Below are 17945 nucleotides of genomic sequence, written 5' to 3'. Positions count from 1 at the left end.
TCCCCGACCCTCCGACCCGACCCGGCAGTCGACCGACACCGGGCCGGGCGCGCGCCGCGGGCGTCAGTGCGCGAACTCCAGCAGGGCGATGCCGGTCAGCACGGTGGCGCTGGCGGCCAGGCGCATCGTGCCGAGGCGTTCGCGCAGGACCAGGGTGCCGATCAGGGCGGCGATCACGATCGAGGCCTCGCGCAGGGCGGCGACGGTGGGCAGGTCGCCGACGGTCTGGGCCCAGACCACCAGGCCGTAGGCGGCGAGCGACATCAGGCCGCCGGCCAGGCCGATCGCGCGGCCCTCGCGCAGGGCGGGCAGCAGGGTGCGGCCGCGCAGGGCGGTGACGGCGGCGAGCACGGCGAGGCCCTGGAGCAGGAACATCCAGGCGATGTAGCCGCCCGGCGAGGAGGCGGCCCGGACGCCGCCCGCGTCCACCACGGTGTATCCGGCGATCAGCACGCCGTTGCCCACCGCGGCGGCCAGTGCCGGGAGTTGGGCCCGTCCGGGCCGTCCGCCGACCAGGGTGAGCCCGGCCAGGCCGAGCGAGATGACGGCGATCGCGGCGAGTTGCCCGGCCGGCACGGGGTGGTGCAGGACGGTCGCGGCGAGCAGCACCACCACCGCGGGCGAGGTGCCGCGGGCGATCGGGTACATCTGGCCGAAGTCGCCGAGCCGGTAGGCCCGGGCCAGCAGCAGCTGGTAGCCGGTCTGGAGCGCGGTGGAGGCCAGCAGGTACGGGAGCGCGGCCAGGCCGGGCGGGGCGAAGAACAGCGCGAGGACGGCGCCGCACGCCACGAAGACCGTGTTCATCAGCGCCACTCCGGCCAGCCGGTCGCGCACGCCGTGCACCAGCGCGTTCCACACCGCGTGCAGCAGCGCGGCGGCCAGCACCACGATCGGGACGGCGCCCTCGGTCACTCGACTCCCCCTCCGGCGGGCGCTCCGCCGGGCGGGCGCACCAAAAGATGTACAGCCAACTTAGCCTCCGGCCGTGCGCCGCCCGCCACCGCCCCCGAACGTTCCGCCGACCGACATCGGCCGTTCCGTCGGCCGATCCACCCGAATCACATCTCGCTCTTGCTCGAAGCTGCGCGAATCTCGATATGATCGAGCAGCTTCGATCAACCATTCCCGTTCGACTCGCTGCCCGGGGGGCCGTCCGCCGTGATCCTGACCGTCACACCCAATCCGGCGCTGGACGTCACCTACACCGTGCCGGGCTTCCGGCCGCACAGCAGCAACCGGGTCGCCGGGGTGGCCGCCCAGGCGGGCGGCAAGGGCGTCAACGTGGCCCGGGTACTCACCGCGCTGGGCCACCCCGCCCGCTGCGTGCTGCCGCTCGGCGGGCCGACCGGCGAGGCCGTCCGGGCCGAACTGGCCGCCGCCGGGCTGGACCACGCCGTGGTGCCGATCGCCGCCGACACCCGGCGCACCGTCACCGTGGTCGACGCCGAGGACGCCACCGCGCTCAACGAACCCGGCCCGGAACTGGCCGCCGCCGAGTGGGACGCGCTGCTCGCCGAGACCGCCCGGCAGCTGCCGGGGGCCCGCGTACTGGTCCTCTCCGGCAGCCTCCCGCCCGGCGCGCCCGCCGACGGCTACGCCGAACTGGTCGCGCTCGGACGGGAGTTCGGCCTCCCGGTGGTGCTCGACGCGGACGGCCCGGCGCTGCTCGCCGCGCTGCCGGCCCACCCCACCGCGATCAAGCCGAACGCGGCCGAGCTGACCGCCGCCACCGGCCTGCCCGACCCGCTGGACGCCGCCCGCCTGCTGCTGCGGCGCGGCGCCCGGTCGGTGCTCGCCTCGCTCGGCCCGGGCGGCCTGCTCGCCGTCGACCGCCACGGCGCGTGGCGCTGCGCCCCGCCCGCCGCCGTCACCGGCAACCCGACCGGCGCGGGCGACTCCGCCGTCGCCGCGCTGGCCGCCGGGCTGGGCGGCAACGCGGGCTGGCAGGCGATCCTGCCCGACGCGGTGGCGCTCTCCGCCGCCACCGTGCTGCACCCCCGGGCCGGGCGCTTCGACCCGGCCGCGTACCGCCGGCTGCGGGCCTCGCTGACCGCCGCCCGGATCGACCCGGTAGCCTCCACCGCACCGTGACACCCGCCCAGGAGGCCCGCCCGTGACCGAGGTCCGCACCACTGTCCTGCCGTACGGGCCGGACGCCCGGCCGGCCGACCTGCACCGGCCCGGCGCCGGGGCGGCCGACGGCCTGCCCGTGGTGCTGCTCTGGCACGGGCGCGGGCCCGACGAGCGGGACGTGCTCGCCCCGCTGGCCCGGGCCGCGGCCGCGCGCGGCCTGCGGGTGCTCGTCCCGGACTGGCGGCCGGACGCGCCGGACGTCGGGCGGGCCCAGCTGCTCGCCTCGGCCGCGCTGGCCCGCGAACTCGCCGCCGGGGCGCGGCTGGTGCTGGCGGGCTGGTCGCTGGGGGCGAAGGCGGCGGTGGGCGCCGCGCTGAACCCGGCCGCCTTCGCCGGGTGGCGCCCGGACGCGGTGGTGGCCTTCGCGGGCTCGTACGCGACGCCCGCGCCGAGCACCGGCACCACCCCGCTGGACGACCTCCCCGCCGCCGCCCCCGGCGTCCCGTTCCACCTGCTGCACGGCACCGCCGACACCGTGGTCGACCCGGCCCGCACCCGCGAACTGCACGCCGCCCTGCTCGCCCACGGCCACCCCGCCACCCTGGCCGAACCCCCCACCGACCACGCGGGCGTCATCGGCACCGCCTACTCCCCCACCGCCGCCCGCTGCCTCCCCACCCCCGCCCCACCGGCCCGCGCGGCCCTCCACCTCACCGCCGAAACCCTGACCACCGCCGCCCTCACCCCCTGACGCCCCGTCAGAGCAGCGCGGCGGCCTGGGCGAGTTCCGCGGCGAACGGCCCGCGCCCGCCCGCGGCGACCACCTCCGCCAGCAGGTCCTCCCCGTCCACCAGGACCCGCAGCGTCGGCCCCCAGCGGGCCCCGGACGATTGCGGTGCGGGGGGCGGCGGTCCGTCAGTCCAGCACCGAGACCGTGACCAGCAGGGCGCAGACGGCGAGGTTGACCCACTTGTGGGCGACCAGGACGGCGACGAACTCGCGGATGGTGGCGCTGGGCCAGAAGTAGGCGGCGGTCGGGGAGCCCGCCACCTGGCCGTTGACGCCCTCCTGGCGGGCCAGCAGCGCGGCGCGGAAGGCGTGGAAGTTGTTGGTGACGACGACGCAGTGGTAGCCGGGGTGGGCGGCGGACATGATCGCGCCGCTGAACCGGAGGTTCTCCTCGGTGGTGCGGGAGCGGTCCTCCCGGATGATCCGGTCGGCGGGGAAGCCGCGCTCCTCCAGGTAGGCGGCCATCGCGTGCGACTCGGGGAGCTGCTCGTCGGGGCCCTGCCCGCCGGAGGCGATCAGCATCGGGGGGCGCCCGAGCGCGGCCTGCGCCTCGTACAGCCGGCGCCCGCGTTCCAGGCGGCTGGCCAGCAGCGGCGGGACGCGGGTGCCGCCGATCAGGCCGGAGCCGAGCACCACCACGTAGTCGACCTCCTGGCGGGGCGTCAGGTGGCCGTACAGGTAGGCGTAGCCGATGAAGCAGCAGTACAGGAAGGACAGGTAGCTGGCGACCAGGAAGACGGTGCGGGCGACCACCCCCAGGGCGGCCGAGTCGGCCTGGGTGGCGGCCAGCAGCAGGCCGACGACGAGCAGGATGCCGAGGCCGCACAGCAGCGAGAGCAGGTTGGCGGGGCGGCGGCCCTCCTTGCGGATCATCTTGAAGCCGTTGGCGATCAGCAGTCCGGCCAGCACCAGGGTGCCGAGCGCGGGGACGAGCACGACCACGACCAGGACGACCTCGGCGGCGACGGAGTCGCTCCGGCCGAGGGTGACGAGCAGCGCGAAGGCGAGGAAGGTGACGCCGAGCCCGAGGTACACGGCGTTGCTGAAGCGGCGGCGGTCGCGGAGCACGCCGACGCCGAACAGCAGCAGGAAGAGGAGCGCGGGCGCGTACAGCAGCATGGGGCCAGCCTAGAGAACGCGGCGGCCCCGGCCGGGCGGGGGGGCGCTCCGGTCGGGGCCGCCGGCGGTGGGACGGGGCGGCGGGGGTGACGGGCCGTCAGCGGCGGCCGGAGAGCAGGCCGCCGCGCTCGGGGAGGCCCTCGGCGAGGTCCTCGGCGATCATGCGCTTGGCGATGGCGTCGGCGGCGGCGCGCAGTTCGGCGCTGCGCGGGCGGCCGCGGTCCTCCTCCAGGCGGTGGTTGAGCCAGGCCGACCAGGCCCGGGTGATGGTGGCGGCCTCGTGCTCGCCGGCCGCGGTGTGCGCGTAGAAGCCGTCGCGGACCTCCAGGAAGCCCTCGGCGGTCATCCGGTCGAAGACCGGCTGGAGGACCTCCGGGGGGACCCGGCGGCGGGCGGCGATCAGGTTGAGGGTGGCGTGGCCGACGGTGCGGGTGAACAGTTCGACCTGCATGACGGCCCAGGCGCCGGCCACGTCCAGCCGGGTGCCGGAGGAGTGCACGACCTGGCGGGCGGTGTCCAGCCCGGCGGTGCCGAGCAGCTTGGCGACGGCGAGTTCGAGCACCTTCGAGGAGTCGCCGGAGGTCGGCTGGGCGAAGCCCTCGCCCATGTCGGTGGAGGTGGCGCGGGCGGTGTCGCGGAGCGTGACCTGCTTGAGGAAGAGCGCGACCACGAAGCCGAGCAGCGCGACCGGCACCGTCCACAGGAAGACGGTGTGCAGCGAGTCCGCGTACGCCTGGATGACCGGCCGGGCCTGTTCGAGGGGCAGTTCGTGGACGCCGCGCGGGCTCTGCGCGGCGGCGGCGATCCGCCCGGGGTCGCCGCCGCCGGCCCGGGCCGCCGCGGCGACGCCGTCGGTCAGGTTGGTCTTCAGGGTGTTGGTGTAGATGGTGCCGAAGACGGCGGTGCCGAACGAGGAGCCGAGGGTGCGGAAGAAGGTGACGCCGGAGGTGGCGGTGCCGAGGTCGGCGTAGTCGACGGTGTTCTGGACGGCGATGGTGAGCACCTGCATGCACAGGCCGATGCCGACGCCGAGCACGAACATGTAGAGGCTGGCGAGCCAGGTGCTGGTGCCGACGTCCAGCCGGGACAGCAGGTAGAGGCCGAGGGCCATCACCAGTGAGCCGACGATCGGGAAGATCCGGTACTGGCCGGTCTTGGAGACCACGTTGCCGCTGAAGATCGAGGCGATCAGCAGGCCGAGCACCATCGGCAGGGTGCGGACGCCGGAGACGGTCGCCGAGTCGCCGTCGACGTACTGCAGGAAGGTCGGCAGGAAGGTCATCGCGCCGAGCATGGCGAAGCCGACGATGAAGGACAGGATCGAGCAGACCGTGAAGACCTGGTTGCGGAACAGCCGCATCGGCAGCATCGGTTCGGCGGCCCGGGTCTCCACCCAGCAGAACAGGCCGAGGGCCAGCAGGCCGCCGGCGAACAGCCCGATGATCGTCGGGGAGCCCCAGGCGTACTCGTTGCCGCCCCAGCTGGTGGCCAGGATCAGGGCGCTGGCGCCGATCGCGACCAGCGCGATGCCCAGGTAGTCGACGACGGGGCGGGCGGCGGTGCGGACCACCGGGATGTTCCGGGCGGCGGCGATCACCACCAGGATCGCGATCGGCACGTTCACGTAGAACGCCCAGCGCCAGGACAGGTGGTCGGTGAACAGGCCGCCGAGCAGCGGGCCGATCACGGTGGAGACGCCGAAGACCGCGCCGATCGCGCCCTGGTACTTGCCGCGTTCGCGCAGCGGGATGACGTCGGCGATCAGCGCCATCGAGGTGACCATCAGGCCGCCCGCGCCGACGCCCTGGACCGCCCGCCAGGCGATCAGCAGCAGCATGTCGGTGGACAGGCCGCACAGGAAGGAGCCGGTGATGAAGACGATCGCGGAGACCTGGAAGACGATCTTGCGGCCGAACAGGTCGCCGAACTTGCCGACCAGCGCCGTGGTGACGGTCTCCGCGAGCAGGTAGGACGTCACCACCCAGGACATGTGGGACGCGCCGCCGAGGTCGGCCACGATCGTCGGCAGCGCGGTGCCGACGATCGTCTGGTCGAGGGCGGCCAGCAGCATGCCCAGCATGATGGTGCCGAACACGACGTTGCGCTGCCGCCGGTCGAGGACGGGCGGCGCGGCCTGGCTGACTTCGCTGGTGGTGGTCACTGTCGCATCGTCACATTTCATGACGGTATGTCCGACCTAGCGGCCCGACACGCCGAAGAACACTGCGCCGATCGTGCGACGGGGGCCGGCGCCGCGCCCCGGTCAGCGACTGCGGGCCATCTCGCCGGTGAAGGCGCCCTGGACGAAGTGGAGCGAGCCGTCCGCGTTCAGGGTGATCGTGCCGTCGCCGGGCAGGGGGGTGCAGCCGGGGCTGCTGGTCTCGGGGAGGGGCCGGAGGACCAGGCGGGTCGCGGCGCTGGAGATCAGGGCGGCCTTGTTGGCGCAGACCGCCCGGCCGGTCCCGGTGCCACCGTCGCTCTGCACGTCGGCCAACGGCTCGCCGATCCCGCCCTGGTGGACGGTGAACCGGACCGAGATCCGCAGGCTGCCGGCGGCCGCGGCGATCGGGCCCTCGAAGGTGCCGAGGAAGGCCGTCGGCACCGCGCCGCTCTCCGGGCTCGGGGGCGCTTCGGTGCCGTTCTTCCCGGCGCCGTCCTTCCCGGTGACGGCGACCGCCGGGGTGCCGGCGGCCGGGTCGGCGGTGCCGCCGTTGCCGCCGGAGAGCCCGCCGGTGGCGGCCCAGACACCGAACCCGGCCAGCAGCGCGGCGGCGACACCGGTGGCGGCGATCGGCAGCCACCGGTGCCCGGTCGGGCGGACCGGCGCCGTGGGCCCGGTCGCCGCCAGCGGTCCGTGCGGCTGCGGGTACGGGTACTGGCCGGGCGGGGTCGCCGGGTACTGGCCGGGCGGGGTGGCGGGGTACTGGCCGGGCGGCGTGGCGGGGTACCCGGGGGCGGGCCGGTCCATCGGCGGGGGCGGGCCGAAGCCGGGGGCGGCTGCCGCGGGGCGGTCCTCGGACAGCGGGCGGGACTCCAGGTCGAGCAGGGCCACCGCCATCCGGGCGACCTCCTCGGAGACCGCGGCGGGCAGCCAGCCGCGCTCGCCCAGCAGGGTCTGGCCGGGGCCGCGGCCCGCCAGGCGGTCGCGGACGGCCGCGGGGGTGGGGCGGCGGTCCGGGTCCTTGGCCAGGCAGTCACCCACCAGCGCCAGCAACTCGGGCTCCATCGGGCCGAGTTCGGGCTCCTCGTGGACGATCCGGTAGAGCAGTCCGGCGGCGCTGTCCTGCTCGCCGAACGGGGCCCGGCCGGTCGCGGCGACGGCGAGCAGCGCGCCGAGCGCGAACACGTCGCCGGGCGGCCCGGCGGGGCGGCCCCTGGCCTGCTCGGGGGACATGAAGCCGGGCGAGCCGACCACGTGGCCGGACCTGGTCAGCGCCGAAGTGGCGTCCAGCGCGCGGGAGATGCCGAAGTCGATCAGGCGCGGCCCGTCCAGCGCCAGCAGCACGTTGGAGGGCTTGACGTCCCGGTGCACCAGCCCGAGGGCGTGCACCGCCGCCAGGGCGTCGGCCAGCCCGGCACCCAGGGCCCGCACCGTGGCGAGCGGCAGCGGACCGTACCGCCGGACGGCCTGGCCGAGCGAGGGCCCCGCGACGTAGCCGGTGGCGACCCAGGGCTGCGGGCCCTCGGTGTCGGCGTCCAGCACGGGCGCGGTCCAACGCCCGCCGACCCGGCGGGCCGCGGCCACCTCCTGCCGGAAGCGCTGCCGGAACTCGGCGTCGGCGGCGAACTCCTGACGGACCGTCTTGACGGCGACCGTCCGCCCGCCCGCGGTCCGGCCGAGGAACACCTCGCCCATGCCGCCCGCCCCGAGCCGCCCGATCAGCCGGTACGGCCCCACCGCCTGCGGATCGTCCGCGCCGAGAGTCTCCAAGGTCCTGTGGCTCCTCTGCTCCGGGCCCCCGGCCCGCCGTCCTCACGGGCACCCTAGAGGGCGGCGGGGCCCGGACGGCGGTGATCGGTCGATTCCGGACCGGATCGGAACCCGACGGTGACGCAGCGGGGTCAGGGGCGGTCGGCGGCGCCGCGGACCCCGGTGCGGAAGGCGATCGGGGTGGTGCCGGTGCGCTGGTGGAAGAACTTGGCGAAGTTGGCGGCGTCGGCGAAGCCGAGGTGGCCGGCGATCCGGGCGGCGGAGCTGTCGCTGTGCGCGAGCAGCCGCTTGGCCTCCAGCACCACCCGGCGGTCGATGAACTCCTTGGCGCCGACGCCCGCGGCGGCGAGGGTGGCCCGGGACAGCGTCCGGGGCGCGTAGCCGAGCAGCCGGGCGTAGTCCTCGACCCGGCGGGTGCGGGTGTAGCGGTGCTCGACGGCCTGCCGGAAGCGCCGGTAGGTCTCGCCGGGATCGGCGGCGGCGCCGCCGCACGGGACGGCCGGGTTGGCGAGGCGCAGCAGCAGCGCGGCCAGCAGGTGGCGCAGCAGGGCGTGGTGGATGTCGGCGGGCAGGTCGGCGCCGGCCGCGTACTCGTGGCGCAGGTGGCGGACGGCGTGCCGGAGGGCGTCGCGGTCGGCCCCGGCGGTGGGCACCACGGCGGCGGCGAAGACGTCGTCGAGGCGGGCGGCGGCGACCGTCGCGGGGTCGGGGAAGCCGGGTTCGAACAGCACCAGGGTGCCGTCGGCGTCGCCGAGTCCGCCCCACTGCTGGACCTGGCCGGGGCGGACCCAGAGCCAGTCGCCGGGGCGGATGTCGTGCGCGGCGAAGTCGACGGTGTGCCGCAGGGTGCCGCGGTCGAGGGTGAGCAGGTGGTGGAAGGCGGGGCGCTGCGGGCGGTGGAAGGCCCGGTCGGTGGCGGTGGCGCGGCGGGCGCGCAGTTCGGCGAGGGTCAGCACCTCGACGCCGGGGGGCGCGCCGGGCGGCGCGGTGAACGGGACCTCGGGGATCGCCGTCCCGGACGCCTGGGTCTCGTTCGCTCGCATGGTCACCACATCCGGGTTCAGGCTACCTCCGGTGGATCTTCCACCGGGAGCCCGGCGGTACGGTCGGGGCTCCGGCGGAGGGAGCGGGGATGGAGCGGCGGCCGACCTTGCACGACGTGGCGGGCGAGGCGCGGGTGAGCGCCAAGACGGTGTCGCGGGTGCTGAACGGGGACGGGCCGGTGGCGGCGGCGACCCGGGAGCGGGTGCTGGCGGCGGTGCGGCGGCTGGGGTTCCGGCCGAACCCGCTGGCCCGCAGCATCCGCACCGGCGGGCCGGACGCCACGGTCGGGCTGGTGCTGCCGGACCTGGCGAACCCGTTCTTCGGGGCGCTGGCGGGCGGGGTGGAGGAGGCGGTGCGCGGGCGCGGGCTGACGGTGCTGCTGGGGTGCTCGGGCGGGGACGGGGCGCGCGAGGCCGAGGTGGTGGGGGCGTTCCTGGCCCGGCGGACGAGCGCGCTGCTGGTGGTCCCGGCGGGCGGCGGCGGGGGGCTGCCGGCGGCGGCCCGGGCGGCGGGGGTGCCGCTGGTGTACCTGGACCGGCCGGGGCCGGGCGCGGACTGCGTGCTGTCCTCGAACCGGGCGGGGGCCCGGGAGGGGGTGGCGCACCTGCTGGCGGCGGGGCACCGGCGGGTCGGGTTCCTGGGCGACCTGCCGGCCTCGATGCACACCCGGCGGGAGCGGCTGGCGGGCTGGCGGGAGGCGCTGGCGGCGGCGGGCCTCCCGGCGCCGGACGAGCTGGTGGCGGGGGCCCGGACGGTCGCGGCGGCCGGGCGGGCCGCGCTGGCCCTGCTGGCGCTGCCCGAGCCGCCGACGGCGCTGTTCGCGTCGAACGTGACCGCGGCGACGGGCGCCCTGCTGGCGCTGGGCCGGGCGGGGCGGCGGCGGGACGTGGCGCTGCTGTCCTTCGACGACCTGCCGCTGGCCGAGGTCCTCGACCCGCCGCTGTCGGCGGTCGCCCAGGACCCGGCGCTGCTGGGCGCGACCGCGGCCCGGCTGGCGCTGGCCCGGCTGGACGGGGACACCGCGCCGCCGCGCACCGAGACCGTCCCGACCCGCCTGGTGCTGCGCCCTTGACCAGCTGTCGGTGATCGCTGGAGGGTGGGGCTTCCCCCACCCCGAGGAGCGCGGATGGCCACCCGGTTCGGCGACTACCAGAACGAGGTCTACTTCGAGGCGCTGTTCGGCACCGCCCCGAAGTACCCGATGACGTACGCGGGTCTGGCCGAGCGGGCCCGGCACGCGCTGGCGCCGGAGCTGTGGTCGTACGTGGCGGGCGGGGCGGGCGACGAGCACACCCAGCGGGCCAACGCGGCGGCGTTCGAGCGGTGGGGGCTGGTGCCGCGGATGCTGGTCGGCGCGAAGGAGCGGGACCTGCGGGTGGAGCTGTTCGGCCTGGAGCTGGCCTCACCCCTGTTCCTGGCCCCGGTGGGGGTGCTGGGGCTGTGCGCGCCGGACGGGCACGGGGATCTCGCGGCGGCCCGGGCGGCGGCCCGGACGGGGGTGCCGATGGTGGCGTCCACGCTGTCGGTGGACCCGCTGGAGGCGGTGGCGGCGGAGCTGGGCGGCACGCCCGGGTTCTTCCAGCTGTACACGCCGACCGACCGGGCGCTGGCGGAGTCGCTGGCGCACCGGGCGGAGGCGGCCGGGTTCAAGGCGCTGGTGGTCACCCTGGACACCTGGGTGACCGGCTGGCGGCCGCGCGACCTGGGCAGCGGGAGCTTCCCGCAGCTGCGCGGGCACTGCCTGGCGAACTACACCTCGGACCCGGTGTTCCGGGCCCGGCTGCAGGACCCGGACGGGGACCCGCGGGGCGCGGTGATGGACTGGGTGCAGGTCTTCGGCAACCCGCTGACCTGGGACGACCTGCCGTGGCTGCGGTCGCTGACCGACCTGCCGCTGGTGCTGAAGGGCCTGTGCCACCCGGAGGACGTGCGGCGGGCGAAGGACGCCGGGATCGACGGGGTCTACTGCTCGAACCACGGCGGGCGGCAGGCGAACGGCGGGCTGCCCGCGCTGGAGTCGCTGGCCGAGGTGGTCGCGGCCGCGGACGGCCTGCCGGTGCTGTTCGACTCGGGGGTGCGCAGCGGCACGGACGCGGTGAAGGCGCTGGCGCTGGGGGCGACGGCGGTCGGCGTGGGGCGGCCGTACGTGTACGGGGCGGCGCTGGGCGGCGAGGAGGGGGTGGTGCACGTGCTGCGCTCGCTGCTGGCGGAGGCGGACCTGCTGATGGCGGTGGACGGCTACCCGTCGTTGGCGGACCTGCGGGTGCCGGGGGCGCTGCGCCGCTGCTGAGCGGCCGCACCGGGGGCGACACCTTATTGCGCATTGCTTGCAATAACGGATGGCATGCAGCAGAGTGGAGCCGCGGGGTCGTCCGACGATCGTCTTCCCAACCGGCGTCCGCCGGGACACGGCGCCGGCCCCGCGCCAGCTTCCGCCGCGCTGTGTCGTGCTGCGTCGGGCCGGGCATCGCGCCGCGCGCGGTGCTCAGCCGAGGTCGGCGGGCCCGTCGAGCGGCAGGCGCACCACCATGGTCTTGCCGCCGCCGTCCTCGTCGGCCAGCGTCTCGGTGCCGCCGCCGGCCAGCGCGGCCAGCTCGTGCACCAGGCCCAGGCCCCAGCCGCCGCTGCCGTCCTGGTGCGGCACCTCGGGGCGGCGCGGGCAGTGCGGGTGGCGGTCGTGCACCCGGACCGTCAGTTCGTCGACGCCGAAGTCGAGTTGGAGCGTGGTGCGGGGCGAGCGGGGGGCCGCGTGGCGGACGGTGTTGGTGACCAGTTCGCTGACCACCAGCAGCACGGTGTCGGTCAGTGGATGGTCCGCGTCCAGCCCGCGGGCGGCGAGTTCGGCCCGCACGCTGCGGCGCGCCTCGGGTACGGACGCGGGTACGGTCGCCAGGCTCAGACAGAAGCGCAGGGCCTGGGGCGGGTCCGCGACAGCCATGGTCGGTCCCTTCACAACGGGGGCGACCGGGTGGGGAGCGGGGAACGCCGTTGTCCGGCCGCGTCGGGGCTCGGCGGCACTGCCCCGTCCGAACGACGTCCGAACGACGCCCGAACCACCGGACAGATCACCGATGCTCACCACCGTAAGGCCGAACGGTCCGATCTGCGGCGGCGGATGCTGGACAGTGGCCACAACTCGCCACCACCCGCCGTACCCTGGGGATCATGTCCGACGACCTGCTGGAGCCCCTCGGCCTCGGCACCCTGGAGAGCATCCTGTACCAGCGGGTGCTGGCCTCGCCCCGGTCCACCTCCGCCCGACTGGCGGAGTCGGTGGACGCCGCCCCCGGCGCGCTGCGCGCCGCCCTGCACCGGCTGATCGCGGCCGGCCTGGTCACCCGGCTCACCGGCAGCCCGACCCGGTACACCGCGGCCCCGCCGGAGATCGCGGTCGACGCGCTGGCCACCCAGCGCCGGAACGACCTGGACCGGCTCCGGGTCCGGGTCCGCGAGCTGGCCCTCGCGCACGCCGACCTCGGCCCCTCCGTCTCCAGCGAACTCGTCGAGCTGGTCGAGGGCCAGGACGCCCTGCGGCACCGCGCCGAACAGCTCCAACTCGGCGCCCAGCACGAGGTGCTGGCGATCGACTGCCCGCCGTACTTCGACAGCCCCACCGACAACCCGATCGAGTTCCAGCTGCTCGCCCGGGGCGTCGAGTGCCGGGTGCTGTACGACGCGCCGGGCCTGGTCGACTCCGCCCGGACCGAGTTCGTGATGCGCTGCGTGGAGGCCGGCGAGCAGGCCCGCAGCCTGCCCTCGGTGCGGATGAAGATGCTGGTCGCCGACCGGCGGTGCGCGATGATCCCGCTCAGTTTCGAGGCCACCGAGTCCACCGCCGCGCTCTGGGTCCGCCCCTCGCCGCTGCTGACCGCCCTGGTCACCTGCTTCGACCTGCTCTGGGACCGCGCCACCCCGCTGGCCGCCACCCGGCCCACCGGCGAACTCGACGACCGCGACCGCGAGTTGCTGGCCCTGCTGGCCGCCGGGGCGAAGGACTCGGCGATCGCCCGCAGCCTCGGCCTGACCCCGCGCACGATGACCCGCCGGATCGCCCAGCTGATGACCGAGCTGAACGCCCAGACCCGCTTCCAGGCCGGGCTCCAGGCCGCCAAGCGCGGCTGGCTGTAACGTCCCCGACGGAACGTCAGATCACCGGGCTGGAACCCGCGATCCGCTCGAACACCAGGTTGGTGCGGGTCTGCGCGACCGCCGGATGCGTCGTCAGGTGGTCGACCACGAAGCAGCGCAGCGCCTCCGGGTCGGCCACCGCCACGTGCAGCAGGTAGTCGTCGCTGCCCGCCATGTGGAACACCGCCAGCACCCCCGGCAGGTTCGGCGCCGCGGCCCGGAACGAGCCGTTCTGCTCCCGGGTGTGCGCCCGCAGCCGCACCGAGATCATCGCCTGCAGCGGCAGCCCCACCGACGGCAGGTCCACCTCCGCGTGGTACCCGGAGATCACCCCGCGCCCGCGCAGCGCCCGCACCCGGGCCAGGCAGGTCGACGGCGCCACCCCCACCAGCTCCGCCAGCGCGTTGTTCGGCGTCCGGGCGTCGGCCCGCAGCGCCCGGACGATCGCCCGGTCCACCTCGTCCAGCTCGGCCGCACGGGGCCGTGGAATGTTCGGCACGCCCCCAGCCTGACGGCCCGCGCCGAACATTCGCAAGACCCCGGACGCCGATCCCGAACGATCGACCGGAGCCCTGGCCGATCCGGGCCGACAAGTTCACCATCGAGCCCCATGAGCCGACTCGACACCCGAGCCGTGCACGCCGGCCGCGAGGACCTCGCCGGACTCGGCACGCACGTCCCCCCGCTCGACCTGTCCACCACCTACCCGGTCCCGGACCTCACCGCCGGCGGCGACGCCTACCAGGCCCTGGCCACCGGCGGCCGCCCGCCCGCCGAGGGCGGCCTGGTCTACCAGCGCCTGTGGAACCCCACCGTCGCCCGCTTCGAACAGGCCCTGGCCGAACTCGAGGGCTGCGCCCAGGCGGTGGCCTTCTCCTCCGGCATGGCCGCGCTCACCGCCTGCCTGCTGGCCGCCGCCGCCGAGGGCCGCCGGCACGTGGTCGCGCTGCGCCCGCTGTACGGCGGCTCCGACCACCTGCTCGACTCCGGCCTGCTCGGCACCGAGGTCACCTGGGCCACCCCCGACACCCTCGCCGCCGCGCTGCGCCCCGACACCGGCCTGGTGCTGGTCGAGACCCCCGGCAACCCCACCCTCGACCTGCTCGACCTCGCCGCGCTCGCCGGGCGCTGCGGCGACGTCCCGCTCCTGGTCGACAACACCTTCGCCACCCCCGTGCTGCAGAACCCGGCCGCGTTCGGCGCCACCCTGGTGCTGCACTCCGCCACCAAGGCGATCGGCGGCCACGGCGACGTGCTCGCCGGGGCGGTCGCCTGCAGCACCGAGTGGGCCGAGCGGCTGCGCCGGGTCCGCGCCGTGACCGGCGCGATCCTGCACCCGCTGGCCGGCTACCTGCTGCACCGCGGCCTGCAGACCCTGCCGCTGCGGGTGCGCGCCGCGTCCGCGTCCGCCGCCCGGATCGCCGACTGGCTGGCCGAGCAGCCCGAGGTCACCGCCGTGCACTACCCCGGCCGCTCCGGCTCCCCGCTGCTCGGCACCCAACTGCGCGGCGGCGGCAGCACGCTGGCCTTCGAGGCGGCCGGCGGCTTCGCGCACGCCGCGGCGATCGCCGAGCGCTGCGAGCTGATCACCCACGCGGTCTCGCTCGGCGGCGTCGACACCCTGATCCAGCACCCCGCCTCGCTCACCCACCGCCCGGTGGCCGCCGCCCACAAGCCCGCCCCCGGCGTGCTGCGGCTCTCGGTCGGCCTGGAGGACCCGGAGGACCTGATCGCCGACCTCGCCAAGGCGCTCATCGCCTGAGCGGCGGACCGACGGCCCGGCGGCCGCCCCGATGCCCCGGGACACCGCCGGGCCGTCAGCCCCGCGCCGACGCCCGCAGGTGGGCCAGCACCAGCGGGTCGATCCGGCCCTCCACCAGACGGCCCTCCAGGTTCTCCACCCCGGCCCAGCGGTCCAGCGCGTCGTACCCCACCCGGGCGAGCAACTCCCGTACCTCTTCGGCCAGTTCACCCTCCAGCGGGAGCAGCTCGGCCGGGTCCGGAGTGCCGTGCAGCACCTCGTGGACGGCCAGCAGCCGGCGCAACTCCCCCACCGGGTCCGGGTGGTCGTCCACCCGCAGGTCGTACGCGAGGTCGCCCCAGCCCGCGATCCCCCGGCCCGGCGCGACCACGTACAGTGCGGCGCTCTGCCGTCCGCGGGCGTCGCCGCCCGCCGCGTCACCCGCCGCGAGGGCGGCCACCAGCCGGTCCGCGAACGGGAGTCCGGCGGACGCCAGCCAGACCGCCTCGACGTCCCGGACCACCTCGGGCCCGGTCAGGATGTTCCCCTGGACGGCGTACCCGTCCCCCGCGACCCCGCCCGCCCACGGCAGGCACTCCTCCCCCGTGAACGTCGCGCCGCCCCCCGACGGCCCGACGACCCCGAGCTGCCGGTGCACCCGGCCGTCGTCCGCCGCGAGCAGCGCGGCCACCACGCCCTCCGGCCCGACCCCGCTGCGCAGCATCGCCACGCCCTGCGGCCGGTACGCGACGTTGGCCCACGCCTGCGTCGCCAACGCCCCGGCACCGGCCTCGGCGGCCGGCACCAGGGCACCCACGGCAAGGAACTTGCTGGCCACGGCGATCCCGAAGGCATCCCCGTCCCGGGCCACGATGGAGAAGGTCACGACGGCCGACCCTAACCCCCGCTCGAACATCCGTCCACGCCCCCAAGATCACCGGCACATTCCGGCAAACGGGAGCCTTCGGGGAGGCCCGTGGTTTCTCCCGTCCCGCCCGCCGAAGAGTTCCCCGGCACCGGGCGGGACCCCGTGTCTCAGAGGTCGAACCTGCTCCGCTTCTCCGCCGGAACGAGGTCGGTGTACTCCGGGTGCTTGGCGATCCAGCCCCGGATGAAGGGGCAGTGGGGCAGCACGGCGGCACCGCGTTCGCGGACGGTGTCGAGGGCGGCGCGGGCCAGCTTCCCGCCCAGGCCCTGGCCCTCGAAGGCGGGGTCGATGACGGTGTGGACGAAGGCGACGGTGCTGCCGCCGTCGCGGAGCTGGTACTCGGCGAAGCCCGCGAGGCCGGCCTCGGTGCGGATCTCGAAGCGGGACTCTTCGGCGTTGTCGACGACCTGCGGTTCCATCGGTTCTGCTCCTCGGGGTCAGCGGACGCGGAGCGCCGCGAGCTGCTGTTCGAACGGGACGACCTGTTCGGCGGCCCGGGTCGGGGGGACGGCCCCGGCCGGGCGGCCGGAGAGCCGGGTGGCGAGTTCGCCGGCGGCGCGGTCGATCCGGCCGGCGAGGGAGCCGTCGGCGCCGTTGGCGCCCCAGTCCTCGGAGGCGGCGAAGACCGCGGTGGGGACGACCGCGGCCCGCAGGTACGCGAACAGCGGGCGCATCGCGTGCTCCAGCGCCAGGGAGTGCCGGGCGGTGCCGCCGGTCGCGGCGATCAGCACGGGCTTCCCGGTGAGCGCGTCCCGGTCGAGGACGTCGGCGAAGGACTTGAACAGGCCGCTGTAGGAGGCGGAGAAGATCGGCGTGACGGCGATCAGGGCGTCCGCCTCCTCGACGGCCCGGAGGGCGTCGCGCAGCGCGGGCGGCGGGAAGCCGGTGACCAGGTTGTCGGCGATGTCCCGGGCGAGTGCGCGGAGTTCGACCACCCGGAGGTCCACCTCCCGCCCGGCGGCGCGCAGGTCGCGGGCGGTGGCCTCGGCGAGCCGGTCGGCGAGCAGCCGGGTGGAGGACGGGACGGACAGCCCGGCCGTCACCACCACCAGTCGCAGCCCGGTCACTTGACGGCCCCCTGTTCCTGACGTGCCGTCACCAGCGCGGCGTGGGTGGGTCCTTCGGGGACGTCGGCGGGCCGTCCGGCGGCGAACTCCTTGCGCAGCACCGGCAGGACCTCCTCGCCGAGCAGGTCGAGCTGTTCGAGGACGGTCTTCAGCGGGAGTCCGGCGTGGTCCATCAGGAACAGCTGGCGCTGGTAGTCGCCGAAGCTCTCCCGGAAGGTCAGGGTCTTCTCGACGACCTCCTGCGGGCTGCCGACGGTGAGCGGGGTCTGCTCGGTGAACTCCTCCAGCGAGGGACCGTGCCCGTAGACCGGGGCGTTGTCGAAGTAGGGGCGGAACTCGCGCACCGCGTCCTGGGAGTTCTTCCGCATGAAGAGCTGGCCGCCGAGGCCGACGATCGCCTGCTCGGGGGTGCCGTGGCCGTAGTGGGCGTAGCGCTCGCGGTAGAGCTCGACCAGGCGCTGGAAGTGCTCCTTGGGCCAGAAGATGTTGTTGGCGAAGAAGCCGTCGCCGTAGTAGGCGGCCTGTTCGGCGATCTCGGGGCTGCGGATGGAGCCGTGCCAGACGAACGGCGGGGTGCCGTCGAGCGGGCGCGGGGTGGAGGTGAAGGACTGCAGGGGGGTGCGGAAGCGGCCCTGCCAGTCGACGTCCTCCTCGCGCCAGAGCTGGTGCAGCAGCGCGTAGTTCTCGATCGCCAGCGGGATGCCCTGGCGGATGTCCTTGCCGAACCAGGGGTAGACGGGGCCGGTGTTGCCGCGGCCCATCATCAGGTCGACCCGGCCGTCGGCGAGGTGCTGGAGCATCGCGAAGTCCTCGGCGATCTTCACCGGGTCGTTGGTGGTGATCAGCGTGGTGGACGTGGAGAGGATCAGCTTCTCGGTCCGGGCCGCGATGTAGCCGAGCATGGTGGTCGGCGAGGACGGCACGAACGGCGGGTTGTGGTGCTCGCCGGTGGCGAAGACGTCCAGGCCGACCTCCTCGGCCTTGAGCGCGATGGCCACCATGGCCTTGATCCGCTCGTGCTCGGTCGGGGTCCGCCCGCTGGTGGGGTCGGTGGTCACGTCGCCGACGCTGAAGATGCCGAACTGCACCGCTCTCAACTCCTTCGAGGTTGATTCAACATTCAAC

At 75.6% G+C, this 17945-nt stretch carries 17 protein-coding genes; 6 read left to right on the top strand and 11 right to left on the bottom strand.

Annotated features, from left to right (window positions below; translation table 11 throughout):
• Positions 1 to 63: 63 nt before the first annotated feature.
• A complete protein-coding gene (locus tag ACIQBJ_RS06275; RefSeq protein ID WP_400704393.1) occupies positions 64 to 912 on the bottom strand; it encodes an EamA family transporter in 849 nt (282 codons plus the stop codon).
• Positions 913 to 1158: 246 nt separating this feature from the next.
• On the opposite strand from ACIQBJ_RS06275, the gene ACIQBJ_RS06270 reads away from it, so the two are divergent.
• Together ACIQBJ_RS06270 and ACIQBJ_RS06265 are read left to right on the top strand one after the other, a co-directional pair.
• A complete protein-coding gene (locus tag ACIQBJ_RS06270) occupies positions 1159 to 2091 on the top strand; it encodes a 1-phosphofructokinase family hexose kinase (RefSeq protein ID WP_400704390.1) in 933 nt (310 codons plus the stop codon).
• Positions 2092 to 2113: 22 nt separating this feature from the next.
• Positions 2114 to 2824, top strand: coding sequence for an alpha/beta hydrolase (locus tag ACIQBJ_RS06265; protein WP_400704387.1), 711 nt, complete (start codon positions 2114 to 2116; stop codon positions 2822 to 2824).
• A 164-nt stretch (positions 2825 to 2988) separates the two neighbouring features.
• Here the strand turns inward: ACIQBJ_RS06265 and ACIQBJ_RS06260 are convergent, their stop codons facing one another.
• From ACIQBJ_RS06260 to ACIQBJ_RS06245, 4 genes are all read right to left on the bottom strand, one after another.
• Positions 2989 to 3981, bottom strand: coding sequence for a YdcF family protein (locus ACIQBJ_RS06260; RefSeq protein WP_400704384.1), 993 nt, complete (start codon positions 3979 to 3981; stop codon positions 2989 to 2991).
• A gap of 97 nt (positions 3982 to 4078) precedes the next feature.
• Complete coding sequence (locus ACIQBJ_RS06255) at positions 4079 to 6142, bottom strand: MDR family MFS transporter (protein ID WP_400704381.1); 2064 nt, start codon at positions 6140 to 6142, stop codon at positions 4079 to 4081.
• Positions 6143 to 6244: 102 nt separating this feature from the next.
• A complete protein-coding gene (locus tag ACIQBJ_RS06250) occupies positions 6245 to 7912 on the bottom strand; it encodes a serine/threonine-protein kinase (protein WP_400704378.1) in 1668 nt (555 codons plus the stop codon).
• A 131-nt stretch (positions 7913 to 8043) separates the two neighbouring features.
• On the bottom strand, positions 8044 to 8955 hold the full coding sequence (locus ACIQBJ_RS06245) for a helix-turn-helix domain-containing protein (protein WP_400704375.1): 912 nt from the start codon (positions 8953 to 8955) through the stop codon (positions 8044 to 8046).
• An 89-nt stretch (positions 8956 to 9044) separates the two neighbouring features.
• On the opposite strand from ACIQBJ_RS06245, the gene ACIQBJ_RS06240 reads away from it, so the two are divergent.
• Positions 9045 to 10028, top strand: coding sequence for a LacI family DNA-binding transcriptional regulator (locus tag ACIQBJ_RS06240; RefSeq protein WP_400704372.1), 984 nt, complete (start codon positions 9045 to 9047; stop codon positions 10026 to 10028).
• 54 nt (positions 10029 to 10082) lie between these two features.
• Entirely contained in the window at positions 10083 to 11246 is a 1164-nt protein-coding gene (locus ACIQBJ_RS06235) for an alpha-hydroxy-acid oxidizing protein (protein ID WP_400704369.1), read from the top strand.
• A gap of 195 nt (positions 11247 to 11441) precedes the next feature.
• Here the strand turns inward: ACIQBJ_RS06235 and ACIQBJ_RS06230 are convergent, their stop codons facing one another.
• The gene (locus tag ACIQBJ_RS06230) at positions 11442 to 11894 is read right to left on the bottom strand and encodes an ATP-binding protein (RefSeq protein WP_400704366.1); all 453 of its coding nucleotides are present in this window, start codon (positions 11892 to 11894) and stop codon (positions 11442 to 11444) included.
• 227 nt (positions 11895 to 12121) lie between these two features.
• Here ACIQBJ_RS06230 and ACIQBJ_RS06225 point away from each other — a divergent pair, with 227 nt between their 5' ends.
• Complete coding sequence (locus ACIQBJ_RS06225; protein ID WP_400704363.1) at positions 12122 to 13084, top strand: helix-turn-helix domain-containing protein; 963 nt, start codon at positions 12122 to 12124, stop codon at positions 13082 to 13084.
• 16 nt (positions 13085 to 13100) lie between these two features.
• On the opposite strand, the gene ACIQBJ_RS06220 is transcribed toward ACIQBJ_RS06225, so the two are convergent.
• Entirely contained in the window at positions 13101 to 13583 is a 483-nt protein-coding gene (locus ACIQBJ_RS06220; protein ID WP_400704360.1) for an Lrp/AsnC family transcriptional regulator, read from the bottom strand.
• A gap of 111 nt (positions 13584 to 13694) precedes the next feature.
• Between ACIQBJ_RS06220 and ACIQBJ_RS06215 the strand changes: the two genes are divergently transcribed.
• On the top strand, positions 13695 to 14846 hold the full coding sequence (locus ACIQBJ_RS06215; protein ID WP_400704357.1) for a trans-sulfuration enzyme family protein: 1152 nt from the start codon (positions 13695 to 13697) through the stop codon (positions 14844 to 14846).
• 55 nt (positions 14847 to 14901) lie between these two features.
• On the opposite strand, the gene ACIQBJ_RS06210 is transcribed toward ACIQBJ_RS06215, so the two are convergent.
• From ACIQBJ_RS06210 to ACIQBJ_RS06195, 4 genes are all read right to left on the bottom strand, one after another.
• Complete coding sequence (locus ACIQBJ_RS06210; RefSeq protein ID WP_400704354.1) at positions 14902 to 15711, bottom strand: DUF1028 domain-containing protein; 810 nt, start codon at positions 15709 to 15711, stop codon at positions 14902 to 14904.
• A 149-nt stretch (positions 15712 to 15860) separates the two neighbouring features.
• A complete protein-coding gene (locus ACIQBJ_RS06205; RefSeq protein ID WP_400704350.1) occupies positions 15861 to 16172 on the bottom strand; it encodes a GNAT family N-acetyltransferase in 312 nt (103 codons plus the stop codon).
• Positions 16173 to 16190: 18 nt separating this feature from the next.
• Entirely contained in the window at positions 16191 to 16820 is a 630-nt protein-coding gene (locus tag ACIQBJ_RS06200; RefSeq protein WP_400704347.1) for an FMN reductase, read from the bottom strand.
• Complete coding sequence (locus ACIQBJ_RS06195; protein ID WP_400704344.1) at positions 16817 to 17908, bottom strand: LLM class flavin-dependent oxidoreductase; 1092 nt, start codon at positions 17906 to 17908, stop codon at positions 16817 to 16819. Before ACIQBJ_RS06195 ends, ACIQBJ_RS06200 begins: the two co-directional genes overlap by 4 nt.
• Positions 17909 to 17945 lie beyond the last annotated feature (37 nt).

This window comes from Kitasatospora sp. NPDC088391 (genome assembly GCF_044753345.1).
In the GTDB taxonomy this organism is placed as follows: domain Bacteria; phylum Actinomycetota; class Actinomycetes; order Streptomycetales; family Streptomycetaceae; genus Kitasatospora.
Note: the sequence above shows the minus strand (reverse complement) of the source record. Positions and strands in the feature narration are given on the sequence as shown.

Bases quoted from the DNA above. Each gene is read 5' to 3' on its own strand.
- ACIQBJ_RS06260 (WP_400704384.1), bottom strand. From the start codon at position 3,981: ATGCTGCTGTACGCGCCCGCGCTCCTCTTCCTGCTGCTGTTCGGCGTC.
- ACIQBJ_RS06230 (WP_400704366.1), bottom strand. From the start codon at position 11,894: ATGGCTGTCGCGGACCCGCCCCAGGCCCTGCGCTTCTGTCTGAGCCTG.
- ACIQBJ_RS06215 (WP_400704357.1), top strand. From the start codon at position 13,695: ATGAGCCGACTCGACACCCGAGCCGTGCACGCCGGCCGCGAGGACCTC.
- ACIQBJ_RS06235 (WP_400704369.1), top strand. From the start codon at position 10,083: ATGGCCACCCGGTTCGGCGACTACCAGAACGAGGTCTACTTCGAGGCG.
- ACIQBJ_RS06205 (WP_400704350.1), bottom strand. From the start codon at position 16,172: ATGGAACCGCAGGTCGTCGACAACGCCGAAGAGTCCCGCTTCGAGATC.
- ACIQBJ_RS06245 (WP_400704375.1), bottom strand. From the start codon at position 8,955: ATGCGAGCGAACGAGACCCAGGCGTCCGGGACGGCGATCCCCGAGGTC.
- ACIQBJ_RS06225 (WP_400704363.1), top strand. From the start codon at position 12,122: ATGTCCGACGACCTGCTGGAGCCCCTCGGCCTCGGCACCCTGGAGAGC.
- ACIQBJ_RS06240 (WP_400704372.1), top strand. From the start codon at position 9,045: ATGGAGCGGCGGCCGACCTTGCACGACGTGGCGGGCGAGGCGCGGGTG.